General features: G+C 49.2%; 18 protein-coding genes. 6 read left to right on the forward strand and 12 right to left on the reverse strand.

All coding sequences use genetic code 11. From position 1 onward, the window contains the following. Positions 1-65: 65 nt before the first annotated feature. The 3 genes from R3187_RS11790 to hemN all read right to left on the reverse strand — a co-directional run bounded on the left by R3187_RS11790 (position 66) and on the right by hemN (position 3051). Entirely contained in the window at positions 66-266 is a 201-nt protein-coding gene (locus R3187_RS11790; protein ID WP_318967255.1) for a YfhL family 4Fe-4S dicluster ferredoxin, read from the reverse strand. A gap of 2 nt (positions 267-268) precedes the next feature. Beyond that, a complete protein-coding gene (yegQ, locus tag R3187_RS11795) occupies positions 269-1600 on the reverse strand; it encodes a tRNA 5-hydroxyuridine modification protein YegQ (protein WP_318967256.1) in 1332 nt (443 codons plus the stop codon). 89 nt (positions 1601-1689) lie between these two features. Continuing rightward, positions 1690-3051, reverse strand: coding sequence for an oxygen-independent coproporphyrinogen III oxidase (hemN, locus tag R3187_RS11800; protein ID WP_318967257.1), 1362 nt, complete (start codon positions 3049-3051; stop codon positions 1690-1692). Between the two features lie 164 nt (positions 3052-3215). Here hemN and R3187_RS11805 point away from each other — a divergent pair, with 164 nt between their 5' ends. Then, on the forward strand, positions 3216-5729 hold the full coding sequence (locus tag R3187_RS11805) for an EAL domain-containing protein (RefSeq protein WP_318967258.1): 2514 nt from the start codon (positions 3216-3218) through the stop codon (positions 5727-5729). On the opposite strand, the gene R3187_RS11810 is transcribed toward R3187_RS11805, so the two are convergent. Then, the gene (locus R3187_RS11810) at positions 5726-6214 is read right to left on the reverse strand and encodes an STAS domain-containing protein (protein WP_318967259.1); all 489 of its coding nucleotides are present in this window, start codon (positions 6212-6214) and stop codon (positions 5726-5728) included. The two genes, R3187_RS11805 and R3187_RS11810, sit on opposite strands and share 4 nt — an antisense overlap. After that, entirely contained in the window at positions 6214-7572 is a 1359-nt protein-coding gene (locus R3187_RS11815) for a PP2C family protein-serine/threonine phosphatase (protein ID WP_318967260.1), read from the reverse strand. Before R3187_RS11815 ends, R3187_RS11810 begins: the two co-directional genes overlap by 1 nt. 401 nt (positions 7573-7973) lie before the next feature. On the opposite strand from R3187_RS11815, the gene R3187_RS11820 reads away from it, so the two are divergent. Then, positions 7974-8426, forward strand: coding sequence for a PA2169 family four-helix-bundle protein (locus R3187_RS11820; RefSeq protein WP_318967261.1), 453 nt, complete (start codon positions 7974-7976; stop codon positions 8424-8426). An 88-nt stretch (positions 8427-8514) separates the two neighbouring features. Here R3187_RS11820 and R3187_RS11825 read toward each other — a convergent pair whose 3' ends face one another. Beyond that, positions 8515-10284: an N-acetylglutaminylglutamine amidotransferase gene (locus R3187_RS11825; RefSeq protein WP_318967262.1), complete on the reverse strand. Its 1770-nt coding sequence runs from the start codon at positions 10282-10284 to the stop codon at positions 8515-8517. A gap of 208 nt (positions 10285-10492) precedes the next feature. Here R3187_RS11825 and R3187_RS11830 point away from each other — a divergent pair, with 208 nt between their 5' ends. Both R3187_RS11830 and R3187_RS11835 read left to right on the forward strand, forming a co-directional pair. After that, positions 10493-11446, forward strand: a complete 954-nt coding sequence (locus tag R3187_RS11830; RefSeq protein WP_318967263.1) for a RimK family alpha-L-glutamate ligase — start codon at positions 10493-10495, stop codon at positions 11444-11446. Then, positions 11431-12264: a class II glutamine amidotransferase gene (locus tag R3187_RS11835; protein WP_318967264.1), complete on the forward strand. Its 834-nt coding sequence runs from the start codon at positions 11431-11433 to the stop codon at positions 12262-12264. The genes R3187_RS11830 and R3187_RS11835 overlap by 16 nt, the downstream gene beginning before the upstream one ends. A gap of 85 nt (positions 12265-12349) precedes the next feature. Here R3187_RS11835 and secF read toward each other — a convergent pair whose 3' ends face one another. The 5 genes from secF to R3187_RS11860 form a co-directional block, all read right to left on the reverse strand. Then, positions 12350-13285 (reverse strand): protein translocase subunit SecF, encoded by a 936-nt coding sequence (gene secF / locus R3187_RS11840; protein WP_318967265.1) that lies wholly within the window; start codon positions 13283-13285, stop codon positions 12350-12352. Between the two features lie 10 nt (positions 13286-13295). Then, a complete protein-coding gene (secD, locus tag R3187_RS11845; RefSeq protein WP_318967266.1) occupies positions 13296-15149 on the reverse strand; it encodes a protein translocase subunit SecD in 1854 nt (617 codons plus the stop codon). A gap of 94 nt (positions 15150-15243) precedes the next feature. Then, positions 15244-15573: a hypothetical protein gene (locus tag R3187_RS11850; protein ID WP_318967267.1), complete on the reverse strand. Its 330-nt coding sequence runs from the start codon at positions 15571-15573 to the stop codon at positions 15244-15246. A gap of 137 nt (positions 15574-15710) precedes the next feature. Beyond that, positions 15711-17249 carry a bifunctional GNAT family N-acetyltransferase/carbon-nitrogen hydrolase family protein gene (locus tag R3187_RS11855; RefSeq protein WP_318967268.1) on the reverse strand — a complete coding sequence of 513 codons (1539 nt, stop codon included), beginning with the start codon at positions 17247-17249 and terminating at the stop codon, positions 15711-15713. A gap of 18 nt (positions 17250-17267) precedes the next feature. Then, positions 17268-17936 (reverse strand): RluA family pseudouridine synthase, encoded by a 669-nt coding sequence (locus R3187_RS11860; RefSeq protein ID WP_318967269.1) that lies wholly within the window; start codon positions 17934-17936, stop codon positions 17268-17270. 46 nt (positions 17937-17982) lie between these two features. On the opposite strand from R3187_RS11860, the gene R3187_RS11865 reads away from it, so the two are divergent. Together R3187_RS11865 and mscL are read left to right on the forward strand one after the other, a co-directional pair. Continuing rightward, positions 17983-18768: an RluA family pseudouridine synthase gene (locus R3187_RS11865; protein WP_413229026.1), complete on the forward strand. Its 786-nt coding sequence runs from the start codon at positions 17983-17985 to the stop codon at positions 18766-18768. A gap of 148 nt (positions 18769-18916) precedes the next feature. After that, entirely contained in the window at positions 18917-19318 is a 402-nt protein-coding gene (gene mscL / locus R3187_RS11870; RefSeq protein ID WP_318967270.1) for a large-conductance mechanosensitive channel protein MscL, read from the forward strand. 196 nt (positions 19319-19514) lie between these two features. Here the strand turns inward: mscL and R3187_RS11875 are convergent, their stop codons facing one another. Then, positions 19515-21986: a S9 family peptidase gene (locus R3187_RS11875; protein ID WP_318967271.1), complete on the reverse strand. Its 2472-nt coding sequence runs from the start codon at positions 21984-21986 to the stop codon at positions 19515-19517. Positions 21987-22327 lie beyond the last annotated feature (341 nt).

Raw genomic sequence — 22327 nt, forward strand, 5'->3', positions numbered from 1 at the left:
CTCCTTCTGTTGAGTCTCAGGCTCTATCAGTATAGCGGGGATCCAGCGTTACAGTGTCTGCTTCGTCAATTTGCTGATGGTTGCAAAATGACACAATCTATCGGGCAGACAGCAATACAGGTCGGTGTGTCATAGTAGCCGATACATTCGGTGCAAAGGGCAGCAGTAACTTCATAGTGTTCTGGCCCCATGCTGATGGCATCGTTGGGGCATTCGGGTACACACATATCACAGTTAATACAGCTGACGTCAATTACCGCAGGCATAATTATTCCATGGCCTCAGCTGCCGCATTAGTGGCTAAATCACCACCCGGTTGTTGTGCGGGTGTCAGCTGCTTTAGCAGCATGGCAAAGCGCACATCGCAAAGTAGCGGAAGCTGCACTTTCAGCTGATAACAGGCGCCGGGCGCCAGTACAATGTCATTATTTTGTTTATCACGCAGGGCCTGTAACTGAAAACTGTGGTTCCCTTTTGGTGTCATCAGCAGCAGATTATCACCAACAGCAAACTGGTTTTTCACCTCTAGCAAGGCAAAGCCTTCATTATCCGGCTCACCGATAAATTCCCCTACCAGCAGCTGCTCACCGATGCTGTGGCTGGTGTCATAATTCTGGGTGTCCTGCGGTTTATGCCGGCGCAAGAACCCTTCGGTAAAGCCGCGGTTGGCCATACCATTAAGCTCTTGCAGTAAGCTTTCATCAAAGGCTTTACCGGCCATCGCATCGTCTATCGCCTGGCGATAAACCTGGGCGGTACGCGCCACATAATAAGGCGATTTGGTGCGTCCTTCTATTTTCAATGAATGCACGCCCATTGCCGCTAACGCCGGCACATGTTCAATGGCCCGTAAATCTTTGGAGTTCAGAATGTAAGTACCGTGAAGATCTTCGTCTATCGCCATCAGCTCACCGGGCCGGCCTGGCTCTTCAATAAGGGTCGGGCTACTGATTGGGGTAAACTGGCCGACCTCATCCTCGCCCGCGTCGTGCACCTGATAAGGCCAGCGGCAGCTATTAGTACAGGTACCCTGATTTGGGTCGCGCTTATTAATATAGCCTGATAACAGGCAACGGCCGGAATAGGCCATACAAAGCGCGCCATGAACAAACACTTCCAGCTCCATATCGGGCACTTCACGGCGAATTTCAGCAATTTCCTCTACCGACAATTCACGCGATAAAATCAACCGCTCAATACCCTGCTGTTGCCAGAACCTGACCGCTGCCCAGTTAACGGTATTGGCCTGCACCGACAAATGCAGCGCCTGCTTTGGGAAATGCTGCCGCAGCAGATAAACCACCCCTGGGTCGGAGACAATAAGCGCATCGGGCGTTAATGCCACCACCGGTGTCATATCCTGAATAAAGCGTTGCAGCTTACTGTTATGCGGGGCGATATTCACCACAACATAAAACTTTTTGCCAAGGGCATGGGCTTCACTAATGCCGGTTGCCAGCGCAGCTAAGTCAAATTCGTTATTGCGCACCCGTAAACTGTAACGGGGCTGGCCGGCATACACTGCATCGGCGCCATAGGCAAAGGCCAGCCGCATCGCTTTTAAACTGCCGGCGGGGGAAAGTAATTCAGGTTTTAACATCAGGGCTGCTCTTAAATCTGCAAAATGGCCGCTATTTTAGCGCCAGCCCTGCCAATGGCTTTGATCTGGCGCAAAGCCCGGTTAAACCGCTACACCACTTTAGAGTAGCGCTGCTGGCCTTTTGCCAGATAAGCATCAAAACAGGCACAGATACTACGCACCCAAAGCCGGCCGGCAGCAGTTACTTTAAGTTGGCGCTCGTTTGCTAATACCAGGCCATCTTCGATAAACGGCTGTAATCGTGCTAATCCATCAGTGAAATACTGCCAGAAACTGTCAAGCTGCCATGTCTGGCAAAATGCAGTAATATCAAGCTCAAAATGGCAAATTAACTGGCTGATTAGTGCCGCACGCAGTTTATCATCGTCATTTAAACTAAAACCGCGCTCCACCGCTAAGTTGCCAGCATTAATCGCCCGGTAATACTCCGGTAAGTCCTTGCTGTTTTGCCACAACACCCCGTTTACCTGGCTGATACTGGATACTCCCAGACCAATCAAGGCATCCTGTCCTGCTGTGGTATAGCCCTGAAAGTTGCGTTGTAGCTTACCTGCGCGCTGGGCTTTGGCTAAGCTATCATCCGGTCTGGCAAAATGGTCCATGCCAATAAACTGATAACCGGCAGCAACAAAGCGGTTGATGGCCAGTTGCATCAGCTCAAGCTTTAACGGGGCGTCAGGCATACTGCTGCTGGCAATTTTGCGCTGCGCGGCAAACCGTTCCGGTAAATGCGCATAGCTGAATAACGAAATACGATCTGGATTAAGCCGGATAACTTCTTCGATTGTTTCAACAAAACTTGCTGGTTGCTGATACGGCAGGCCGTAGATTAAATCCAGATTAATGGAGCTGAAACCCAGCTCGCGACTAAGCATCACCTGGTGGCGGATAAGGTCAGTATCCTGCACGCGGTTAATGGCAATTTGCACTTTTTCATCTAAATCCTGGACGCCAAAGCTCACCCGGTTAAAACCGAGCGTTTTCAGATGGCGCAGCTTATTATCGCTGCAACTGCGCGGGTCAATTTCAATACTGATTTCAGCATCACTATCAATAGTAAAGTGCTGCTGTAACAGTGCCATCAGACGGCTTAGTTGCACTTCAGTTAAAAAGGTCGGGGTGCCGCCGCCCAGATGCAACTGATCAATACTTTTATTTAGCAATATTGGCTGATACAGCGCCATCTCCTGAGCTAAGGCATCGAGGTAAATATCAGCCTTATGTTGATGGCGGGTAACGACTTTATTGCAACCGCAGTAATAGCAAAGCTTGTGGCAAAACGGGATATGCAGATAAAGACTCAGCTTAGCGGCAGCCTGACTGATCGCCTTGTTGATTAGTGTTTGATCAAAAGCGGTATCAAGCGCCAGCGCAGTCGGGTAAGAAGTGTATCGCGGACCATTAATATTATATTTGCTTATTAATGGCGGATCCCAAGTCAGACACTGCATCACTACCTCTTCGCTATTGATTTATCGCCGGCCAGTATAATCGGCTCTGGGCAGCTGCGGTTTGATCTAACGCAGGTTAACGGTCTGCTTTGCGCAGGATCAAACCAGATAATTGATTTCATCTTTATAATTACCACTGGTTTATCGGACAAAGCGGTACAGAAGTGGTAACCAATCTTAGTCAGTTACTTGCAATACCTCAGGAACAGGAACCAAAGGTTTCTCAACTTATCAGTAAGCAATTGCTCTGCTGCAGCCCGGACACCAGTGTCCAGCAGGCAGCCCGCCTGATGCATCAGCATCAGGTCAGTTGTATTCTGATCACTGAGCACCATAACGTACTGGGGATCTGGACAGAAGCCGATGCCAAACGGGTCAACTGTCAGCTGACACCAGCCTATCAGCAGCCTATCAGCCAGCTGATGACCACGCCGGTTATCCATGTTGACGCTGACACGCCGCTGAATCAGGCTGCCAGCCTGATGTTGCAAAAGCGGATCCGCCGGCTACTGGTAGTAGACAGTGAACAGCGTCCGCTCGGCATCCTGACTCAGAGTGATATCGTCCGGCAGCAGCGGATTGAACACTACCTGCGGTTAAGAGATGTTGGCTCCTGCATTTCTAAACCGCCGCTGAAGATAGCCAGCAGCACCCCGCTTAGCCTGGCCGTGCAAACCATGCATCAGCACAATGCCGAGGCTGCTATCGTTGAGTTTGCTGATGAAATCCCTGGCATTATTACTGAGCGCGATTTAATTAAGCTGATTGCCGAAGGTAGCTGTCACAGCGAGCTTTCGGATCTGGCCCAGCGGCCGGTATTAACGGTTAGCAGAGATTGCAGCCTGTTGCAGGCGGTTGATATTTTAAAAGAGAAAAACTTTCGTCATCTTGCCGTAACCGATGACCAGCAGAGGATTTGCGGCGTGTTGTCGTTCAGCGATATTCTGATTAATGTTGAATATGCCTATGTTGAACAGTTAAAACAGGCACTGCAAGCCCGGGATCAGGCGCTTCGCACCTCAGCCGATTATCTGCGTCTGGCGCAAAAAGTTATTGATGCGTCACTCGACGGTATTATGATCACCAACGTGCATGGCATTATCGAATCAGTAAACCCCAGTTTCAGTCAGCTTACCGGTTACAGCGCAGCAGAAGCGCTGGGCCAGACCCCGGCCCTGCTCAGTTCTGGCTTACATAATAAAGATTTTTACCGATCAATGTGGCTAACCCTGACTGAGCAGGGTCACTGGCAGGGTGAAATATGGAATAAGCGTAAAAACGGTGACATTTACCCGCAATGGCTGTCAATTACTGCGATAAGAGATGAAAAAGGGGAAACTTGTCAGTTCGCTGCCATTTTCAGTGATATCAGTGAGCGTAAACATCAGGAAAAGAAAATTCATCAGCTGGCCTATCTGGATGAACTTACCGGCCTGGCGAACCGGCGGCTGTTCCTTGACCGGTTAAAACTGGCACTGGCCAATGCGCAGCGCCATCAGCATAAGATGGCCGTACTGTTTCTCGATTTAGATTTATTTAAACGGATTAATGATACCCTGGGCCATCAGGCCGGAGATGAGGCATTGACCGAAGTTGCAAGGCGCTTAACAGCCAGTGTCCGTGATGGTGAATCGGTCGCCAGGCTCGGTGGTGATGAATTTACCATTCTGCTGCCGGAAGTAGATGATATTGCGTCGCTGGAAGTGCTGGCCAGAAGGCTTATCAGCCAGTTTGAGAAACCCTTTCGTTTATTACAGCAGGATTTTTTTCTGACCACCAGCATTGGTATCAGTGTGTTCCCCGCTGATGCCAATACCACTGATCAGCTGATAAAGCATGCCGATGTAGCAATGTATCAGGCAAAAGCTGCCGGTCGTAATCAGTATTGTTTTTATCAGGAACACATTGGCCAGCAAAGCCATGATGAACTGAAGCTTGAACAGGAGCTGCGCCTGGCACTGCAGCAGCAGAATATGGAAGTCTGGTATCAGCCTAAGGTCGACCTTGCCAGCGGTGAAATATGCTCGCTGGAGGCACTGGTGCGCTGGCAGCATTATCAGCATGGTTTTATTGCGCCCGATCGTTTTATTCCGCTGGCAGAGAAACTTGGCTTAATTAATTTACTGGGTGATCAGGTGCTGGCGCAGGTATGTCGTGATATTCGCGATCATCAGCTTAAGGTGCCGGTAGCAGTGAATATTTCGGCGGTGCAGCTTATCGACCCGACCTTTAATCAGCGGCTGCAACATCATCTTTGTCAGTATGATATTTCGCCGCGCTGCATCGAGCTGGAACTGACCGAAAGCTGCCTGATCCCCGAGCAGGCAGAGGCCACGTTCGCCTTACTGACCAGCCTGCGCCAACAGGGCTTTCGCATCTCCATCGATGATTTTGGCACCGGTTACTCGTCGTTGTCGTATTTACGCCGGTTGCCGATTGACTGCCTTAAAATTGATCGCAGCTTTGTCGATGAATTACCGGAAAACGCCGAGGACAGTCAGATTGCACTGGCTATTATTGCTATGGCCAATGCCCTGGGTCTGGATGTGATTGCCGAAGGCGTTGAACACCCAAGACAACGGGATTTTTTACTGCAGGCCGGTTGCGCAACCGGCCAGGGCTACCTGTATGCCCCGGCTATGCCGCGGGCAGAGTTAACAGCATTATTGAAGTGCTAGTTTAACTGTTGCTTTAGTAAATCAACCAGTGGCTGAAATTCAGCTTTATTTTTGTCATTTAAATCAATCAGCGCCTGATGTGCCCGTAAGATCATCTCACCTTGTTGCTGTTCACTATAAGGGCTGGTTGTCACGCTGCTCAGAGTGACATCAGGGCTGGTCGGCTTTTCAACAATCTCAAATGCCTCGTCCAGACACAAGCTGAACAGCAATTCGTTTATCTGGGGCTGGGTCGAAAACAGGGTTGGCTTTGGCAACTGCTGTTGCTGGCAATAGCGTGCCAGGCTGGCCAACAGGCCGACATGGGTACTATCCAGAAAAGTAGCGTCGTTTAAATCAATGATCACCTGCTGACAACTGACCGGTTTGCTGAACAGTCTTTCAATTAGATCATCCATTCCGGCGGCATTGGTGTAACGCAACTCGCCGCACAGCTTAAAAAAACAACAACTATTAATACTTGCAAACAAAATCTGCTGTTGCATCAGGTATTACTCCGGCCACGGGTTACCCTCAGTATAGTTAAATCATCCGGTAGTGTCTGGTCCGGCTGAATATCCAGCGCCTGCAGCAGGAGCGGAATGTCAGTGGTTGCTTTACTCTGTTGCTGCAGAAACTGCAGTTTTTGCTCATTATCCGGCTGCGGCAATAAATCCAGTAAACCGTCAGAACACAACAATAAACTGCTACCGGCCGTCATATTAAGCTGTTTATTCTGATAACGGGCAAAGTCAAACATGCCAGCCGGAGTGCTTTTTAACTCGAGGTAATTTGCATCAGCTGGTTGCGGTTGCTGGAAAAGCGGCCAGGGATAGGCCCCGGCATTGGCATAGCGCAGTTGATGGCTTTGGGTATCAAGTACGGCATAGAACAGCGCAATATATTTGCTGATGTTTTCACGCAGCAATTCACTGTTCAACGCGGCTAACAGTGCTGCCGGGTCCAGCAATATGTCAGTACTCCCCCGCTGGTACTGCTCCAGCGCGGCACTGATAAAACGCTTTAAGTAAACGGTTACAAAAGCCGATGCCACGCCATGGCCCGCCACGTCGGCAATATAAAACACAACGTTATGCTCATCAGCATTAAAATAATCGACAAAATCGCCGCTCATAAAATCAGAAGGATACAACGCATGACTGAACTGATATTCGCCCCAGCTAAACTGCGGGGCGGGCAACATTTTAAACTGAACCTGTTTACCGGCACGCTCGCCGGCCTCCAGTTCAGCCAGTGATTGCTGCAACTGCTGATTGATAACCGCCAGCTCTGCCGTTCTGGCCTGAACTTTTGCCTCAAGAGTTTCATTTAACAGCGCGAGCTCCGATATCGCCGTATAAGCCCGCAGTGCCGACAACACAGTGGTGGTTAAACGTTGCACTGTCAGTTCCGTTTTAGCCCGGTAATCATTGATATCGTAATCCTGAACCACTTTTTGCTCAGGGGCCTGCCCTGGCTGGCCGGTGCGCAGTACAATACGTACCAGATGGTTTTGCAAGGTGTCACGGATATAATGCACCAACGTCAGACCAGCATCGTCAGTTTCCATTACCACGTCCAGCAACACCAGGGCAATATCATCGCGTTCTGCCAGAATGGGCCTGGCTTCAGCGGCACTGTAAGCGCTGATAAATTTAAGTTTATGGTTCTGAAAATTAAAATCACGCAGCGCCAGTAAGGTAACCTGATGAATTTCAGGATCATCATCCACAATCAGCACGGTCCAGTACTGAAGCTCGGCCGTTGTTGTTTCCGGGTCATCAGCAAAAACCATAGCATCATCCGCAGGGTTCGGGCGGGTGGGCAGCGGATTGGTTTCGGTGGCAGAAGGGTCCTGGGTCATTGACGGCCTCTGAACATAATCTAGCTATTGACTGACCGTAGCATAGTTAACTCCGGCAGAAAACACCCAAAAATTGAATGTATAACCACGGCTCTGGTTACTACTTTCAGCTTGCAAAGCCGCACTGGTAAAAACTACCGGTTTGTTAACAGAAGCATGAAATAACTGCGGAGTATTTTAGCAATGAATGGAAATCATCTCTAATTAACCAATCCGCACAACTATATATAATTCAAATAAATCAATATCTTAATCATTAATTTTGCCACCAGTAGCCTACATGTACCCAAGCTGGCCTGCATGCTGCATTTAGATCATTGTCCTGTCAGATGGATGTGTTTAGTGGCACTAAGCAAAAGCTATAGCTGCCAGATATTAAATTAATATGGAGAACTCACCTTATGGCACAGTTAAATAACCCGGAAATAAAACATGTACATGACATTATTCAGGTGCTGAACAGCGGTATCGATTTTTATGGCGACGCCAAAGAAAAAGTGGATGATCGGCAGCTGGCACAATTTTTTGACCGGATGCTAAACGCTCGCCGGCTGATAAAAGAGCGTCTGCAACCGTTCGCTATTCAGGAAGATGGTGAGCGTGAAGATGGCTCAGCCTTTACTGTAGAGGCCCGTAAAGTATACACCAAGGTAATAGGTGCAATGTCATCTGATAAAGAGCATACCTACATCAGCCAACTTGAAGAAGTCGAAGATAAAACGCTGGAAGAGCTGAAAGCCGCATTAAAGGAAAACCAGCCGCCACAGTTTGAGACGGCCTTGCGCCAGTCATTAACAACGATGCAGGAATGCCATGATGAAATGCGGGCATTGAAAAAAGCGACCAGCCACTAACTGGCTTAAAAACTTAAAAAAACGGCCATTCAGGCCGTTTTTTTCTTGCTGTTACTGCTTGCTTATTGCAGGCTGGCTCACCAGGGACTCAGTGGATACCGTGGCGCTGCAACCAGAGTTCCAGCAAGGTAACCTGCCACAATTTGGAGCCGAATTTACCGGTGTAATGTTCCGGTGCTGCCAGCATGGCATCAATGTAGTTCATATTAAACAGTTTACGGGCTCTGGCTTCGGGCTGGCTGAATACCTCTTTGGCCAGTTCCAGATACTCGCCTTGCATCTGGCGCAAAGCCGGCACCGGAAAATAGCCTTTCGGCCGGTCGATAACCGCACTGGGTATAATATCTCTGGCGACCTGCTTTAACAGGTACTTACCGCCATCGCGCAGTTTTAACGGGTGCGGGATCTGAAACGCCAGCTCTACCAGTTCATGATCCAAAAATGGCACCCGCGCTTCCAGACCAAATGCCATGGTCATGTTATCGACCCGTTTTACCGGATCATCGACCAGCATCACCGAAGTGTCCAGATGCAGTGCTTTATCTACCGGCAAGCGTGAACCACAATTGGCAAAATGCTGCTGCACCAGTTTAAGCGACTCATTACTCAGACAGTATTCCGGTGTCAGCACCTTCGACAGCTCTGCTTCGTCCCAGGAAAAATAAGCCTTGGCATAACACTCTGCGGCTTGCTGCTCAGAAACATCAGTCATCGGCGGATACCAGTGATAACCGGCAAAAACCTCATCTGCCCCCTGACCGCTTTGCACCACTTTTACATGCTGGCTGACCGCCTGAGCCAGCAGGTAAAAGCCGATTACATCATGGCTGACCATCGGCTCAGACATTGCATCAATACAGGGCCGCAAATGCTCTAACAACGTACTGTGCCGGGCAAAAATCTTGTTGTGTTCAGTATCGTAATGCCCGGCAATAATATCAGAGTATTTAAATTCGTTGCCCTCTTCCTCTGCCACATTGTCAAAGCCGATAGAAAAGGTATGCAGTTTTTTCTGCCCCAGCTCGCTAAGCATCCCCACCAGCAACGATGAGTCAACACCACCTGACAGCAGCACGCCTACTGGTACGTCGGCTTCCAGCCGGCGTTTAGCACTGCTAAATAAGGAAGCTTTTAATGCCTCGTGCCAGTCCTGTTCGCTGCGCTTATCACTGTCGTCTACCTTGCTGTTCAGCTGCCAGTAGCAGCCCTGGCTTATCTTTCCCTCAGCACTGACTTTTAACCAGTGACCGGGTAACAATTTATGCACGTTACTGAATAAGGTATCAGCGCCAACAATGGCCCGGAACGACATATACTGATGCACCCCTAACGGGCTTAACGTTGCCGGTACTTCCGGGCACTTTAATAAAGATGGTAAGGTTGATGAAAACCAGAACCCCTGGTGATTATGGTGATAATACAAAGGTTTTATTCCCAGCCGGTCGCGGGCAAAAAAAGTACTGTTGCTGTCGCGATGCCAGATAGCAAAAGCAAACATGCCATTAAAACGGCTCATACACTGCTCCTGCCACTGGGCATAAGCCTTTAGAATCACCTCGGTGTCACTGGTGGAAAAAAACTGATGCCCCAGTTGCTCCAGCTCCTGCCGTAACGCCTTGTAATTGTAAATACAGCCGTTAAATACAATAGTCAGCCCCAGGTTCGCATCGTGCATCGGCTGAGCGCCTGCTGCCGTTAAATCTATAACTTTCAGCCGCTGATGGCCAAAACACATGTTGCCCTGAGCGTTTATGCCCCAACCGTCCGGGCCACGGGGTGCCAGATGCTCCAGCATTGAATTAACATAATGACTTGATGCTTTACCGTGAAAATTAATTTCTCCTGCTATTCCACACATACTTATCCTCTGACTAAATTACCAACAGTAGCAACCACCGGGCCGGCTACGCTATAAGTTAACCAGGCAAAAAACGTTAAACGTCTGTCAAATCCGTGCCTGAAACGTTAAGTCTAGTCGTAAATTTCAATTTTTGGCTGCCCAAATGGCTTTATGTTGCTGTGCTACACTTTACTTTTACATAACAAAAGATGAGGGTTGAATCAGGATGAATATCTGCATTTTATCCACAGACCAGGAACAGGACGATAAACGATTGCTCGACGCTGCCAGAGCTAAAGGTCACAAAGCTGAACGTTACAATATCCGCGATATCAGCATGGTACTGACCAGTGAAAAGCCAGTTATTTACTGGCGGGATCAGGATATCACTAAAAGTCTGGACGCTATTATTCCAAGGTTGAATGTCAACTTTACAGATTACGGAACCAATGTGTTGCAGCAGTTTATCTGCAGCCAGACCTATGTCAGTGAGTCGCCAGCAGCACTGCGACTGGGTCGGGACAAACTTAAAAGCCTGCAATACTTACTGGCCAGAGGCCTGCCGTTCCCGGCAACCGGTATTGCCTATACCCCACAGGGTTTCCGGCAACTAGCCAAAACCATTGGCGTACCAATGATTGTTAAATTAATTGAGAGTACCGAAGGCACCGGTATTTTTCTGGCCAAAAATTTAAAAGAAATGGATAACATTGTTAAAACCTTTGGCCAGCTGGGTGCCAGTTATATTATTCAGTCTTTTATTGCCGAAGCGGCCGGTACTGATGTCAGAGCCTTTGTGGTCGGCGGCAAAGTCGTGGCCGCAATGTGTCGCCGCTCCCAGGATGGTGATTTCAGATCAAATGTCGCACTCGGTGGCCGCTCAGAGCCTTATCAGCTGACAGCCAAAGAAGAAGAGATAGTCTTGTCAGCGACCGCTGCCATAGGTATTAATGTCGCCGGCGTCGATTTTGTTCGCGCTGATTCCGGCCCGATGTTACTGGAAGTTAACGTTTCACCGGATTTTACCGGCGAGCAAGGCATTGAAAATGTGACCGGCATTAATATCGCCGATGCGATAATCGACCATGTGGTCGGTCAGGTGTGCAACTTTTATGAGCATCACTATACTAGTGCTACCGTACTTGAATCACAACGGGGGATTTTATGTGCCGATGGATAGCCTACACCGGCAAACCAGTCTATCTTGATACCCTTGTCACTAAACCTGACCACTCTCTGGTGGTGCAAAGCCGGCACAGCCAGATGAATTTCACCAACAGTGGTGAACTGCTTAGTATTAACGGCGATGGCTTTGGTATCGGCTGGTATGATGAACGCGAAGAACCGGGTTTATTTAAAGATGATCTGCCCGCCTGGCATAATACTAATCTTGACAGCTTATGCCATCATATAAAATCGCATACCTTTCTGGCCCATATCAGAGCTTCTACTACCGGTGATATTCAGCGGGCAAACTGTCACCCGTTCAGGTATAAGAACTGGATATTTCAACATAATGGCCATATCAGCCACTTCAACAAAATACGCCGTGCGCTGCAAATGAAGATTAGCCCGGAACTCTTTCCGCTACTGCAGGGCACCACTGATAGCGAAACTTTTTTTTATCTGGCCATTAGCTATGGCTTGCCGGACAATCCCAAAGCCGCGATGCAGAAAATGGTCAGAGAAGTATTACAGGTGCTGAACGAAACTGAACAAGACGGCGTGCTTAATTTGTCATGTGCATTTTCCGATGGCAATAAACTATACACCTTGCGTTACTCGTATAATGAAGCACCGATGACCCAGTTTGTTTCAACTGATACCAATTGTATGCAGGAGTTTGCCAACAGCAAACCGCAAATACCAGCGGGAAGCACGATAATTGTCTCTGAACCCCTGGACAACATTAGTGATAAGTGGACAAAAATTCCCAATAACTCTTTTACTACTGTGTTCCAGAACGAAGTGAAGACAGAGCGCTTTCTCGACGATTAAACCGCAAATCGCTGTTTTCAGTCATCTGATTAGTAACAAAAGAAATCGGCCCCTGCGGGCCGTTTTTATGTTAATTCAGAGCGTGTTAAATATGCGCACCTTCCTGCTCTGCAACAGGCGGTGGCAGCATATCTTCGCGACTGATCCCCAGCACTTCGGCAATGGCACTGGCAACATACACTGATGAGTAAGTACCTATTGCAATGCCAAATAGCAGTGCTGCGGCAAAGCCATGAATTAGCGCGCCGCCCATAAAAAACAACACCAGCAGCACCAGCACTGTGGTTAAAGAGGTAATGACCGTCCGGTTCAGGGTCGAGGTAATCGCATGGTTTATGGTGTCATCAACGGTTGCGTCACGAAGTTTACGAAAGCTTTCCCGCAACCGGTCAAATACCACTATGGTATCGTTAATCGAATAACCTATCAGCGCCAGAATGGCGGCAAGTACCGTTAAATCAAACTCCAGCTGTAACACGGAAAACAACCCCACCGTTAAAATAACATCATGCGCCAGCGACAATACTGCCCCGACCGACAAGCGCCATTCAAAGCGCAGGGCAACGTACAGTAAAATGCCAATTAATGCGACCAGCAGAGCCATGCCACCATCCTGCTTCAGCTCTTCGCCAACGCTGGGCCCGACGAATTCAACCCGGCGTAGGTCTACCGCCACGGCTTGCTGATAATTCAGCGCCTGCAGTACCGCCTCGCCTACTTTTTCCTGGGCGAGATCGGGGCGCAGCGGAATACGGATCAGCACATCTTTACTGGAACCAAACAGCTGGATAACCGCATCCGGGTAGCCGGCACCTGCCAGGGTGTCGCGGATTGCTGTTAAATCTGCCGGCTGGTTTAAGCCCACTTCAATTACCGTGCCGCCGGTAAAATCGAGGCCCCAGTTAATGCCATTGCTGAAAATTGACGCCAGAGATCCCAGTATCAGCAAAGCTGACAACACTAACGCCGGCCATTTAATCCGCATAAAATTAACCGGCTGGTTAAACTTAAATAATTGCATATATTACTCCTTACAGCGGCAGTGACTGCAAACGGCGGCCACCCCAGCACAAGTTAACCAGCAAACGGGTGCCAACTACGGCAGTAAATATTGACGTTAAAATGCCGATGGCCAGGGTAATGGCGAATCCCTTTACCGGGCCACTGCCCACCCCGAACAGAATGAGTGCCACCAGTAAGGTGGTAATATTTGAGTCAGCAATGGTAGCGAAAGCCCGCTCGTATCCCAGGTTAATCGCCTGCTGAATGCTGCGTCCTTCTGCCAGCTCTTCCCGTATTCGCTCAAAAATAAGCACATTGGCATCAACCGCCATACCAACCGTCAGTACTATGCCGGCCATTCCCGGCAAGGTTAGTGTTGCCCCCGGGATCATCGACAGAAAACCGACTATCAATACCAGATTTGCGGCCAGTGCCACATTGGCTACCAGGCCGAACGCTTTGTAATACACCAGCATAAACAGCACAACTGCAGCCAGTCCCCACTGAATAGCCGCTAAGCCCAGGGCAATATTTTCTTTGCCTAAACTCGGGCCAATGGTCCGCTCTTCAATCACCTGAATGGGGGCTATCAGCGCACCGGCACGTAATAAGCTGGCCAGATTCTGTGCTTCTGCTGGCGAGTTCAAGCCAGTGATATCGAAATCACGCCCCAGTCGCATCTGAATGGTGGCGTCGTTAATCACCTCCTGCTGCTTCACCAGTAATGCTGTACCATCAGCATTGAGCTCGCTGCCTGGCTTATACTCAATAAATACGGTGGCCATTCTGCGGCCAACCGCAGTTTTTGAGGCGTCCGACATTAAATTGCCACCGGCACTATCCAGTTTAATCGACACCTTGGGCTGGCTGTATTCGTCATAGCCTGAAACCGCATCAATAATATGATCGCCGGTTAATAGCACCCGCTTTTCCAACAATACTGGCCGGCCATCGGCACTGTGATACAGATCAGCATTGGCGGACAACCGCCCTGCCACTGCAGCAGCTAAATCACTGTCAGTATCAACCAACCGAAACTCCAGGGTTGCGGTAGCACTTAATATTTCTTTAGCCTGGGCGGTATCCTGGACACCGGGTAATTGCACTACAATCCGATCTGCCCCCTGGCGCTGCACTACCGACTCGGCCACGCCAATCTCATTCACCCGGTTGCGCAGAATGGTGATGTTCTGTTCAAGCGCATAATTGCGGATCTCACGCTGGCGCTGCTCAGTCAGAGCAACCCGTAAACTCAGGTTTTCAGCGCCCTCTGTTATCACTAACTGGTTATCCTGCTTGCTTAACAGTGATGTTGCTTGCTTCAGATCTTCAGACTGGCGAAAACTGAGCGTAATCTGTCCCTGCGCCAAATCAGCCTTTACACTCAGATAACGGATATCTGCCTGACGCAGGTCGCTGCGAAAGGCACTGACCATATCGTTCAGCTGCTTGTCCATTGCAGCTTGCATATCAACGGCCAGCAAAAAATGCACGCCACCGCGCAGGTCCAGCCCCAGCTTCATTGGCGTAGCACCAATTGCTGTTAACCAGCCAGGCGTGGCCGGCATCAGGCTCAGGGCGCTGGTGTAACTGCGACCTAGTACATTTTTAGCCTGATCAAGCGCTTGCAGTTGCTGCTCAGCATTACTAAAACGGGCAATTATTTTACCGTCATGTAACGCTACTGATTTTGCAGCAATGCCGGCATCAATAAATGACTGCTGTAGCTGCAGCCGGGTTTGCTCTGTTATTGTGCCGCCGCGGCTGGCGCTGATATTCAGCGCCGGTTCTTCAGGATATAAATTAGGTAACGCATAGACTAAGGTTAATAACAGCATGCCGATAACGACCAGATAACGCCAGGCCGGGTTTTTATTTAACATAGGTTGTGTCCTTCACATACTCAGCCCCACTAAAGCAGCGTTAGCTATGCTATAGCGGGCAAAAAATAAGCAACAAAGCGTTGCGGTTTGAGTTTTACAGTGAAATAAAAGCGGGGGGCGCGCGGGCAGAGTAAGATTGGCTTAATGCAGCAACAGCAAACCATTGCCGACTTATCTCAGCGGCAGAGCTCGCCAGCTGAAAAGGAAACTGATTGTCAGGTATTATTGCTGCTGGCGGCTCATCATCGTCGCTATTGTCAGCGGCTATCGCTTGTTGATGCAGCGCAGAAGAAATGGCAGGGTTGAGCCCTTGCAGCTGGGTATCTGCCAGCCGTTCCAGCCCGTTGCCATACACTGCCAATGCTTGCGGTGACGACAATAAAGCCAGATAAACCAGAATGGCAAAGCCAGTGAACCAGCGCATAAAACCTCATAACAGACACAGGCGGATGTCGTTAACCTGCTAGCACTATCATGAGGCTTAGCGTTTAAAGAAACAAGCCACTGCTAAATAAATAACGAAAAGTGAGTCGCTCTTTTATCTTTTCAACAGGCAGCGGCTTATTTTTCCGGTTTGTCGGAATTAACCAGCGACAACTGATATACATCATGCCGGCGGTCTTTCATGGTGTTAACACTGCCATGGGTATGCAGCTCTTTTAATAAATCCAGATTAACGTCAACAATCAGCAGCATTTCGGAATTAGGGGTCGCTTCGGCTTTTATCCCGGTAGTCGGAAAGGCAAAATCTGACGGCGTAAATAACGCCGACTGGGCATACTGAATATCCATATTATTAACCCGCGCCAGATTACCCACTGCCCCGGCAATGGCCACATAACACTCGTTTTCAATCGCCCGCGCCATAGCACAGTGCCGCACCCGGGTATAACCGTTCTGGGTATCGGTTAAAAAAGGCACAAACAGAATGTTCATTCCCTGGTCTGATAACAAACGCGCGTATTCCGGAAACTCAACATCGTAGCAAATCATAATGCCAATTTTACCGCAGTCAGTATCGAACACTTTTACCTTATTGCCACCGTGCATGGCCCAGTTGCGCTTTTCTGCCGGGGTGACATGCACCTTATCGTATTGCTCCCAGCTCCCGTCGCGCCGGCACAAAAACCCGCTGTTATGCAGCTTGCCATCATAGATGCACGGCATACTGCCGGTAATAATATTGATGTTATAGGCAATAGCAAACTCAACGAATTTGTCGCGAATAGTATCGGTATATTTTGCCAGTTCGCGAATGCTTTGGGTGACACTTAAATGGTTGTAATGCTCCATCAATGGCGCGGCGAACAGTTCCGGGAACAAAATAAAATCGCTTTTATAGTCGGATACCGCATCAACAAAAAACTCCATCTGTTCAAACAGCTGGTTAATGTCTTTCATATTGCGCATTTGCCACTGCACCAGGCCAAGGCGCACTTCTGCTTTGGGCGCATTAATTAATTTTACCGATTTGGTGTAATAAATATTGGCCCACTCCAGCAAAGTGGCATACTCCTGCGACTGGGTATCACCGGGGATATAGCCTTTTAGCAACTTGCGGACATGAAAGCCATTGGCCAGCTGAAAACTGAGTACCGGATCATACAATTCTTTGCTTTTAACTTTTTCAATGTATTGTTTTGCCGTCAGTTTGTCGGAGTGCTGCTCATAATTGGGCATTCTGCCGCCAGCCATAATGGCGCGTAAATTCAGGTTCTCGCATATTTCTTTGCGAACATCATACAGCCGTCGTGCCAGCCGTAAGCCACGGTAATCCGGATGAATAAACACTTCTATGCCGTATAACACATCGCCATTATGATCATGGTTATCAAAAGAAAAACCGGAAACAATTTGCTCGTAAGTATGATCATCACTGAATTTACGGTAATCAATAATCAGTGAAAACGCACAACCCACTACTTTACCGTCAACACAGACACAGATCTGGCCTTCAGGAAACTTAGTCAGCAAGGTATCAACCCGCTCAGCGGTCCAGGTTAACAATGGTCCTGCTTCATACACCTGCTCAGATGCCTCGCGCAATTCGGCCATATCCTGATTGGTCAGATGGCGGATCTCGACATGATTAGCTTCCATGGTTATTCCTCTGTTTCGTTAAAATTCTGGCGGATCATCCTGAGTCACTAGCTCGCCGGTTAACGGATGCCTGAAGCTGATGCTGCAGGCATGCAATAACAACCTGCCAACGTTACCATTCTTATCCTGTTTACCATACAGTGGATCACCTGCTATCGGGTGTCCTATCGCCTGCAGGTGCAGCCTGAGTTGGTGTGAGCGCCCGGTAACCGGCGTCAGCAGCAAGCGGGTGTGGTTTGTCTGCTGATCACGCCCCTGTACCTGATAATAGGTTAGTGATGCTTTACCGTTTTCGCATATTTTATACAAAGGCCGGTTTTCCGGATCAGCCGCTATCGGCAGATTAATCTCACCCTGGGTTTTTTCGACCAGCCCTGCCACAATTGCCTGATATTGCTTGCTGATAGTGCGGGCCTGAAACTGCTTACTAAGCTCAGACAAGGCGCGTTTGGTTAACGGCAATAACACAATGCCTGAGGTATCGTAATCCAGCCGATGCACCACCGAAGCAGTCGGCCACTCCTGCTGCACCCTGCTGATCAGGCAGTCTTTATTTGCCGGATGTCGGCCCGGCACCGTTAATAACTTAGCGGGCTTACTGACTACCAGCAGCTGTTCATCCTCGTATAACACGCTAAACGGCTGCTCAGTTGCCGGGAGCACTGCCAGTTCAGATAAGTCTGCCATTCAATAACACCCACTCGCCAAAATAGTAAAATACATTCGCCGCTTTATGGCTATTATGCCTGATAAGCGGTTTGTCTGCAGCGCAAAATCCGTTATGCTGCTGACCGGATTGATTACTGCCCCCCAGCTTATGGCCGATACTTTTACCTACACCCCACCTACCGAACCCTGGCTTGATATTTTATATCAGGACAAAGATATTATTGTGCTGAATAAACCCAGTGGTTTGTTAACCAACCCTGGCCGGGCCCCCCATTTAGCGGACTGTCTGTTAAGCCGGGTGCAGGCTGAGTTTGCCTTGGCGCAACTGGTACACCGGCTTGATCTCAGTACCTCAGGTGTGGTGGTTATTGCCCTGCGCCGCAAAGCCGAGCGCGAGTTAAAGCGCCAGTTTGCCGAACGGTTAGTTAAAAAACGTTATCTGGCGGTAGTGGCTGGCCAGCCCGCCGCCAGTCAGGGCAGCATTGACCTGCCGCTGGCCGTGGATACGGACCACGCCCCACGGCAGAAAGTCTGCAGCCAGACCGGCAAAGCCGCCCTGACCCACTACCGGGTATTGCAACCTTTAGCCACGGCGTCGCTGCTGGAATTGCGGCCGGTAACCGGCCGCTCGCATCAGCTACGGGTACATATGCTGGCGCTGGGCCATCCGATCCTTGGTGATGCCTTTTATGCCTCACCACATGTGCAGGCTGCCGCCCCCCGGTTATTGCTGCATGCGGCCAGCTTACAGTTACAACACCCTTACTCAGGCAAAACCCTTGAGTTTAACGCCGATACCGACTTTGTTGCGGCCAATGGCAGCCTGAGCTGGCCTACCGACAATTTCTGAATAAAGCACGCTGGTAAATTTAACCGGCCTGACTATAGTGATTGTACCTGCCATCTAACCAGCACCCGGACTAACACACGGCAACGGAAACGAACGGTAAGGCACGTTAATAACCATAAAACAAATAACAATAAAACAGGAATTTACTATGAGTATGCTCGGTGAGTTTAAAAGCTTTGCCATGCGCGGCAATGTGGTTGATATGGCAGTGGGGATTATTATCGGCGCTGCGTTTGGCAAAATTGTATCGTCTTTTGTCAACGACGTTATTATGCCGCCCATTGGTGTATTACTGGGTGGGGTTAATTTTCGCGATTTAGCGGTGGTCATACAACAAGCGACTGAAACGCAAGCCGAAGTTGTTATTAAGTACGGCATGTTTTTGCAAACTATTATTGATTTTATCATTATTGCTTTTGCAGTATTCGTCGGGGTTAGAGCAATGAATTCGATGAAGGCAAAAGAAGAAGCCAAGCCGGTTGAGGTCGCTGAAATTCCGGAAGATGTTAAATTACTGGTCGAAATCCGGGATTTGCTGAAAAAGCCTTAGCCGTGTTTTAACCAGTTTAGTGGCATAAAAAAACGTCTCATTTAGAGACGTTTTCTATTTCTATTAGCACAGGGATTTCGGCAGCAATACCCGATTGTGCTCGTCGCAGCAACTCGCCCTGCTGCCTGCGGCAGGGCTCAGACACTCTGCGCCGACAAAATCGCGTTTCCTGCCTCATCACCGGATTATCTGCGACCTACAAATTCTGCTCAAACAACTTATAGATACGCCGATATTCGTCCAGCCAGCTGCTGGGCTGGCGGAAACCATGCGGCTCTACCGGATAAATCGCCGTTTCAAAGTCTTGTTTTTCCTGTTCGATTAAGCGCTGGACCAGCCGCACCACATCCTGGAAAAACACATTATCATCCACCATAGGTGCATTGATCAGCAGCGGTTTGGTTAAACCCTGGGTAAAATAAATTGGCGAGCTGCGCTCGTACGCAATCGGGTCAATATCCGGGGTGTTCAGGATATTAGAGGTATACGGGTGGTTGTAGTAAGCCCAGTCACTGACCGGACGCAGCGCCGCGCCCGCCTGGAACAAGTCAGGCTGTTTAAACAACGCCATAAAGGTCATAAAACCACCATAAGAGCCGCCATAAGTGCCGACGCGCTCGCGATCAATATTGGCGTTGGCCACCAGCCAGTTAACACCATCGGCTAAATCTTCAACTTCCGGCGTTCCCATCTGGCGGTAGATTGCTGTGCGCCAGTCGCGGCCATAGCCTTTTGATGCCCGGTAATCCATATCCATCACAACATAACCCTGTTGTGCCAGCAAATTATGGAACAGAAATTCCCGGAAATAACCCGACCAGCCCAGATCGCTGTTCTGCAGATAGCCCGCCCCATGGTTAAAAATAACGGCGCGGCGCGGCTCGCCCTGCTTATAGTCTGCAGGATAATATACTTTGCTGAATATGGGCTGCTTAGTATGGCTGGACGGCACTGCCACCACTTGCGGCGCAACCAGCGGCAAGCGCTTAAATTCAGCCGATACCGTATCGGTTAGTCTGATGACTGCTGCTTTTGGCGTTGCCGCCATCAGATATAAATCTTCCGGCATCAGGCTGGTGGAATGGGTTAACAGTAATTTTTGCTCATCCGGGGCCAGGGTAAAATCTGTCATACCGCCCAGGCTGGTCAATTGCTCAGTCTCAGTATTTGCCAGATTAAGCCGGTATACTTCATATATTCCCGGATGAGAAACGTTTGCTTTAAAGTATAAATAGTTATCGTTAGCGGTTAATGTCGGATCGCTGACTTCAAAGGTACCACTGGTTAGCTTTTGCGCTTTACGGGCGGTTAACGCCTTAGTGTATAAATGCGAGTAACCGCTTTCTTCAGATAGAAAATACAGAGTCTGGCTGTTGTTAAACCAGCCAAAATCGTTAAAGGCGTAGTTGACCCAGGCGTTATCGTGTAACCGGTGCTGAGGTACCAGCGCTTTCTTATCAAAATCAACCGTGGCAATCCAGCGATCTTTGTTATCAAAGGCTTTCAGCATCACCGCAACCTGCTCACCGCTATTGTGCCAGCGCATGGCGCTCTGGCTCCAGTACCAGTCAGTCATCAGGCCAATATCCCGGATCACTTTGGCACTTTTATACTTTTCACCTTTTGCTTTGGCGTTTTCTGCTTTTACTTCGGCCAGCACATCTTCGTTGTAACCTGGCAAAGTGGTGTAGCTTAACGGATACTGGCTGCCATCGGTTAACGACACCAGAATAAGCCGCTGCGGCTCAGGTTTAAAGTCGTTGACCCGCCATCTGACCGGCTGTGCTGCAATATCACCGCTCCCGGTAATATAGTTGGGCATAATATCTTTTTCATTGCGCGGTTTCGCTTTACGTACCGCCACCAGCAGATAATCTGCATTGGGTGATACGCTGGCATCGACAATTTGCTGGTCTTTGCCAAAATAGGCTGCAACGGGAGCCATAGCCGGATTCGCTTGCTGCAGCGCAACTTCAGCTTGGTACTGCTCTACTTTATGGCGATGAACTTTGGCGACATAGTCGATCAGCTTGTGTTGTTCCTGCGCCAGATAACCGCTTGGTACTGCCGGCGCTTTTGGCTGCTCTTCGGTTTTCAGACTAATAAGCTCGCTATTCAGGCCGCTGTTTAAATCTGCAGTGAAAAAGGTCCAGCCCTGGCGGTAAAGCAGCCGGTTGTCCCGTAAAAATTGTGGATTGCTATAGCCGGCGTTACTGCGGGTAATTTGCATAATCCCGCCATCGGCTTTACGGACAAAAATATTACCCTCAAATACCCAGGCCTGCAGCTGCTTATCTGCACTGTACTGCACATTGCTACTACCCATCTGATGCAGCTGGGTTAGCGGCACGGCCTCACCATTGTCATTGGCATCAAGCGGCCGCTGATACCAGTCACGCAGTTCACTGCCTGCGCGCTTTTGCTGATAAAACACCTGGCTGCTGTCTGCACCCCAAAAGGCGTTTTCCGGTGTCCGCCCCAACCAGTCAGGGTCAGCCATAATTTGCTCGAGGCTCAGCTCAATAGAAGCATCAGCCTGGTAAACCGATTTGGCTGCAACCGGAGCAGTACGCCAGGTTTGAGGTTCTGGTTTGGCAAAGGCCGCATTGCTGCTGAACAGCAGGCCCGCAGACACTGCAATAAGCATGGTTTGATGGAATAATTTCATAGATTTAGTCTTGTGCTTAATTAACGACGCCCTGTTATACAAAGCCTTGCAGCGGAACGCAACTGATTGCGGCTGATCAGCCGGGATCTGAGCCGGAATAACAGGCTAATCGCCCGTAATTATGTCGGGAAGGTTTACAACTGTAGCGGTAAACGACAAAACAGTTCTGGGGACGGTCTGCAGCAGATATCGTTAGATGACTAATATCAGTAAGAATAAATAGATGAAAAACTAATTCACGCTGTTATGGCACCTTATATGCTTCCAATCGAATTGTAGTAGTAGTAAGACATGGGAAATATCTTTACTCACCCGGTCTGTTAACTCGCTTAATGCAGGAT

This window comes from Arsukibacterium sp., from assembly GCF_033721375.1.
Lineage (GTDB): Bacteria > Pseudomonadota > Gammaproteobacteria > Enterobacterales > Alteromonadaceae > Alishewanella.

Excerpts from the sequence above, each read along its gene's own strand:
- R3187_RS11790 (WP_318967255.1), bottom strand. The coding sequence starts at position 266 with ATGCCTGCGGTAATTGACGTCAGCTGTATTAACTGTGATATGTGTGTA.
- R3187_RS11850 (WP_318967267.1), bottom strand. The coding sequence starts at position 15,573 with ATGCGCTGGTTCACTGGCTTTGCCATTCTGGTTTATCTGGCTTTATTG.
- R3187_RS11860 (WP_318967269.1), bottom strand. The coding sequence starts at position 17,936 with ATGGCAGACTTATCTGAACTGGCAGTGCTCCCGGCAACTGAGCAGCCG.
- R3187_RS11875 (WP_318967271.1), bottom strand. The coding sequence starts at position 21,986 with ATGAAATTATTCCATCAAACCATGCTTATTGCAGTGTCTGCGGGCCTG.
- mscL (WP_318967270.1), top strand. The coding sequence starts at position 18,917 with ATGAGTATGCTCGGTGAGTTTAAAAGCTTTGCCATGCGCGGCAATGTG.
- R3187_RS11820 (WP_318967261.1), top strand. The coding sequence starts at position 7,974 with ATGGCACAGTTAAATAACCCGGAAATAAAACATGTACATGACATTATT.
- secD (WP_318967266.1), bottom strand. The coding sequence starts at position 15,149 with ATGTTAAATAAAAACCCGGCCTGGCGTTATCTGGTCGTTATCGGCATG.
- R3187_RS11855 (WP_318967268.1), bottom strand. The coding sequence starts at position 17,249 with ATGGAAGCTAATCATGTCGAGATCCGCCATCTGACCAATCAGGATATG.
- secF (WP_318967265.1), bottom strand. The coding sequence starts at position 13,285 with ATGCAATTATTTAAGTTTAACCAGCCGGTTAATTTTATGCGGATTAAA.
- R3187_RS11815 (WP_318967260.1), bottom strand. The coding sequence starts at position 7,572 with ATGACCCAGGACCCTTCTGCCACCGAAACCAATCCGCTGCCCACCCGC.
- R3187_RS11865 (WP_413229026.1), top strand. The coding sequence starts at position 17,983 with ATGGCTATTATGCCTGATAAGCGGTTTGTCTGCAGCGCAAAATCCGTT.
- R3187_RS11830 (WP_318967263.1), top strand. The coding sequence starts at position 10,493 with ATGAATATCTGCATTTTATCCACAGACCAGGAACAGGACGATAAACGA.
- yegQ (WP_318967256.1), bottom strand. The coding sequence starts at position 1,600 with ATGTTAAAACCTGAATTACTTTCCCCCGCCGGCAGTTTAAAAGCGATG.
- hemN (WP_318967257.1), bottom strand. The coding sequence starts at position 3,051 with ATGCAGTGTCTGACTTGGGATCCGCCATTAATAAGCAAATATAATATT.
- R3187_RS11810 (WP_318967259.1), bottom strand. The coding sequence starts at position 6,214 with ATGCAACAGCAGATTTTGTTTGCAAGTATTAATAGTTGTTGTTTTTTT.
- R3187_RS11825 (WP_318967262.1), bottom strand. The coding sequence starts at position 10,284 with ATGTGTGGAATAGCAGGAGAAATTAATTTTCACGGTAAAGCATCAAGT.
- R3187_RS11835 (WP_318967264.1), top strand. The coding sequence starts at position 11,431 with ATGTGCCGATGGATAGCCTACACCGGCAAACCAGTCTATCTTGATACC.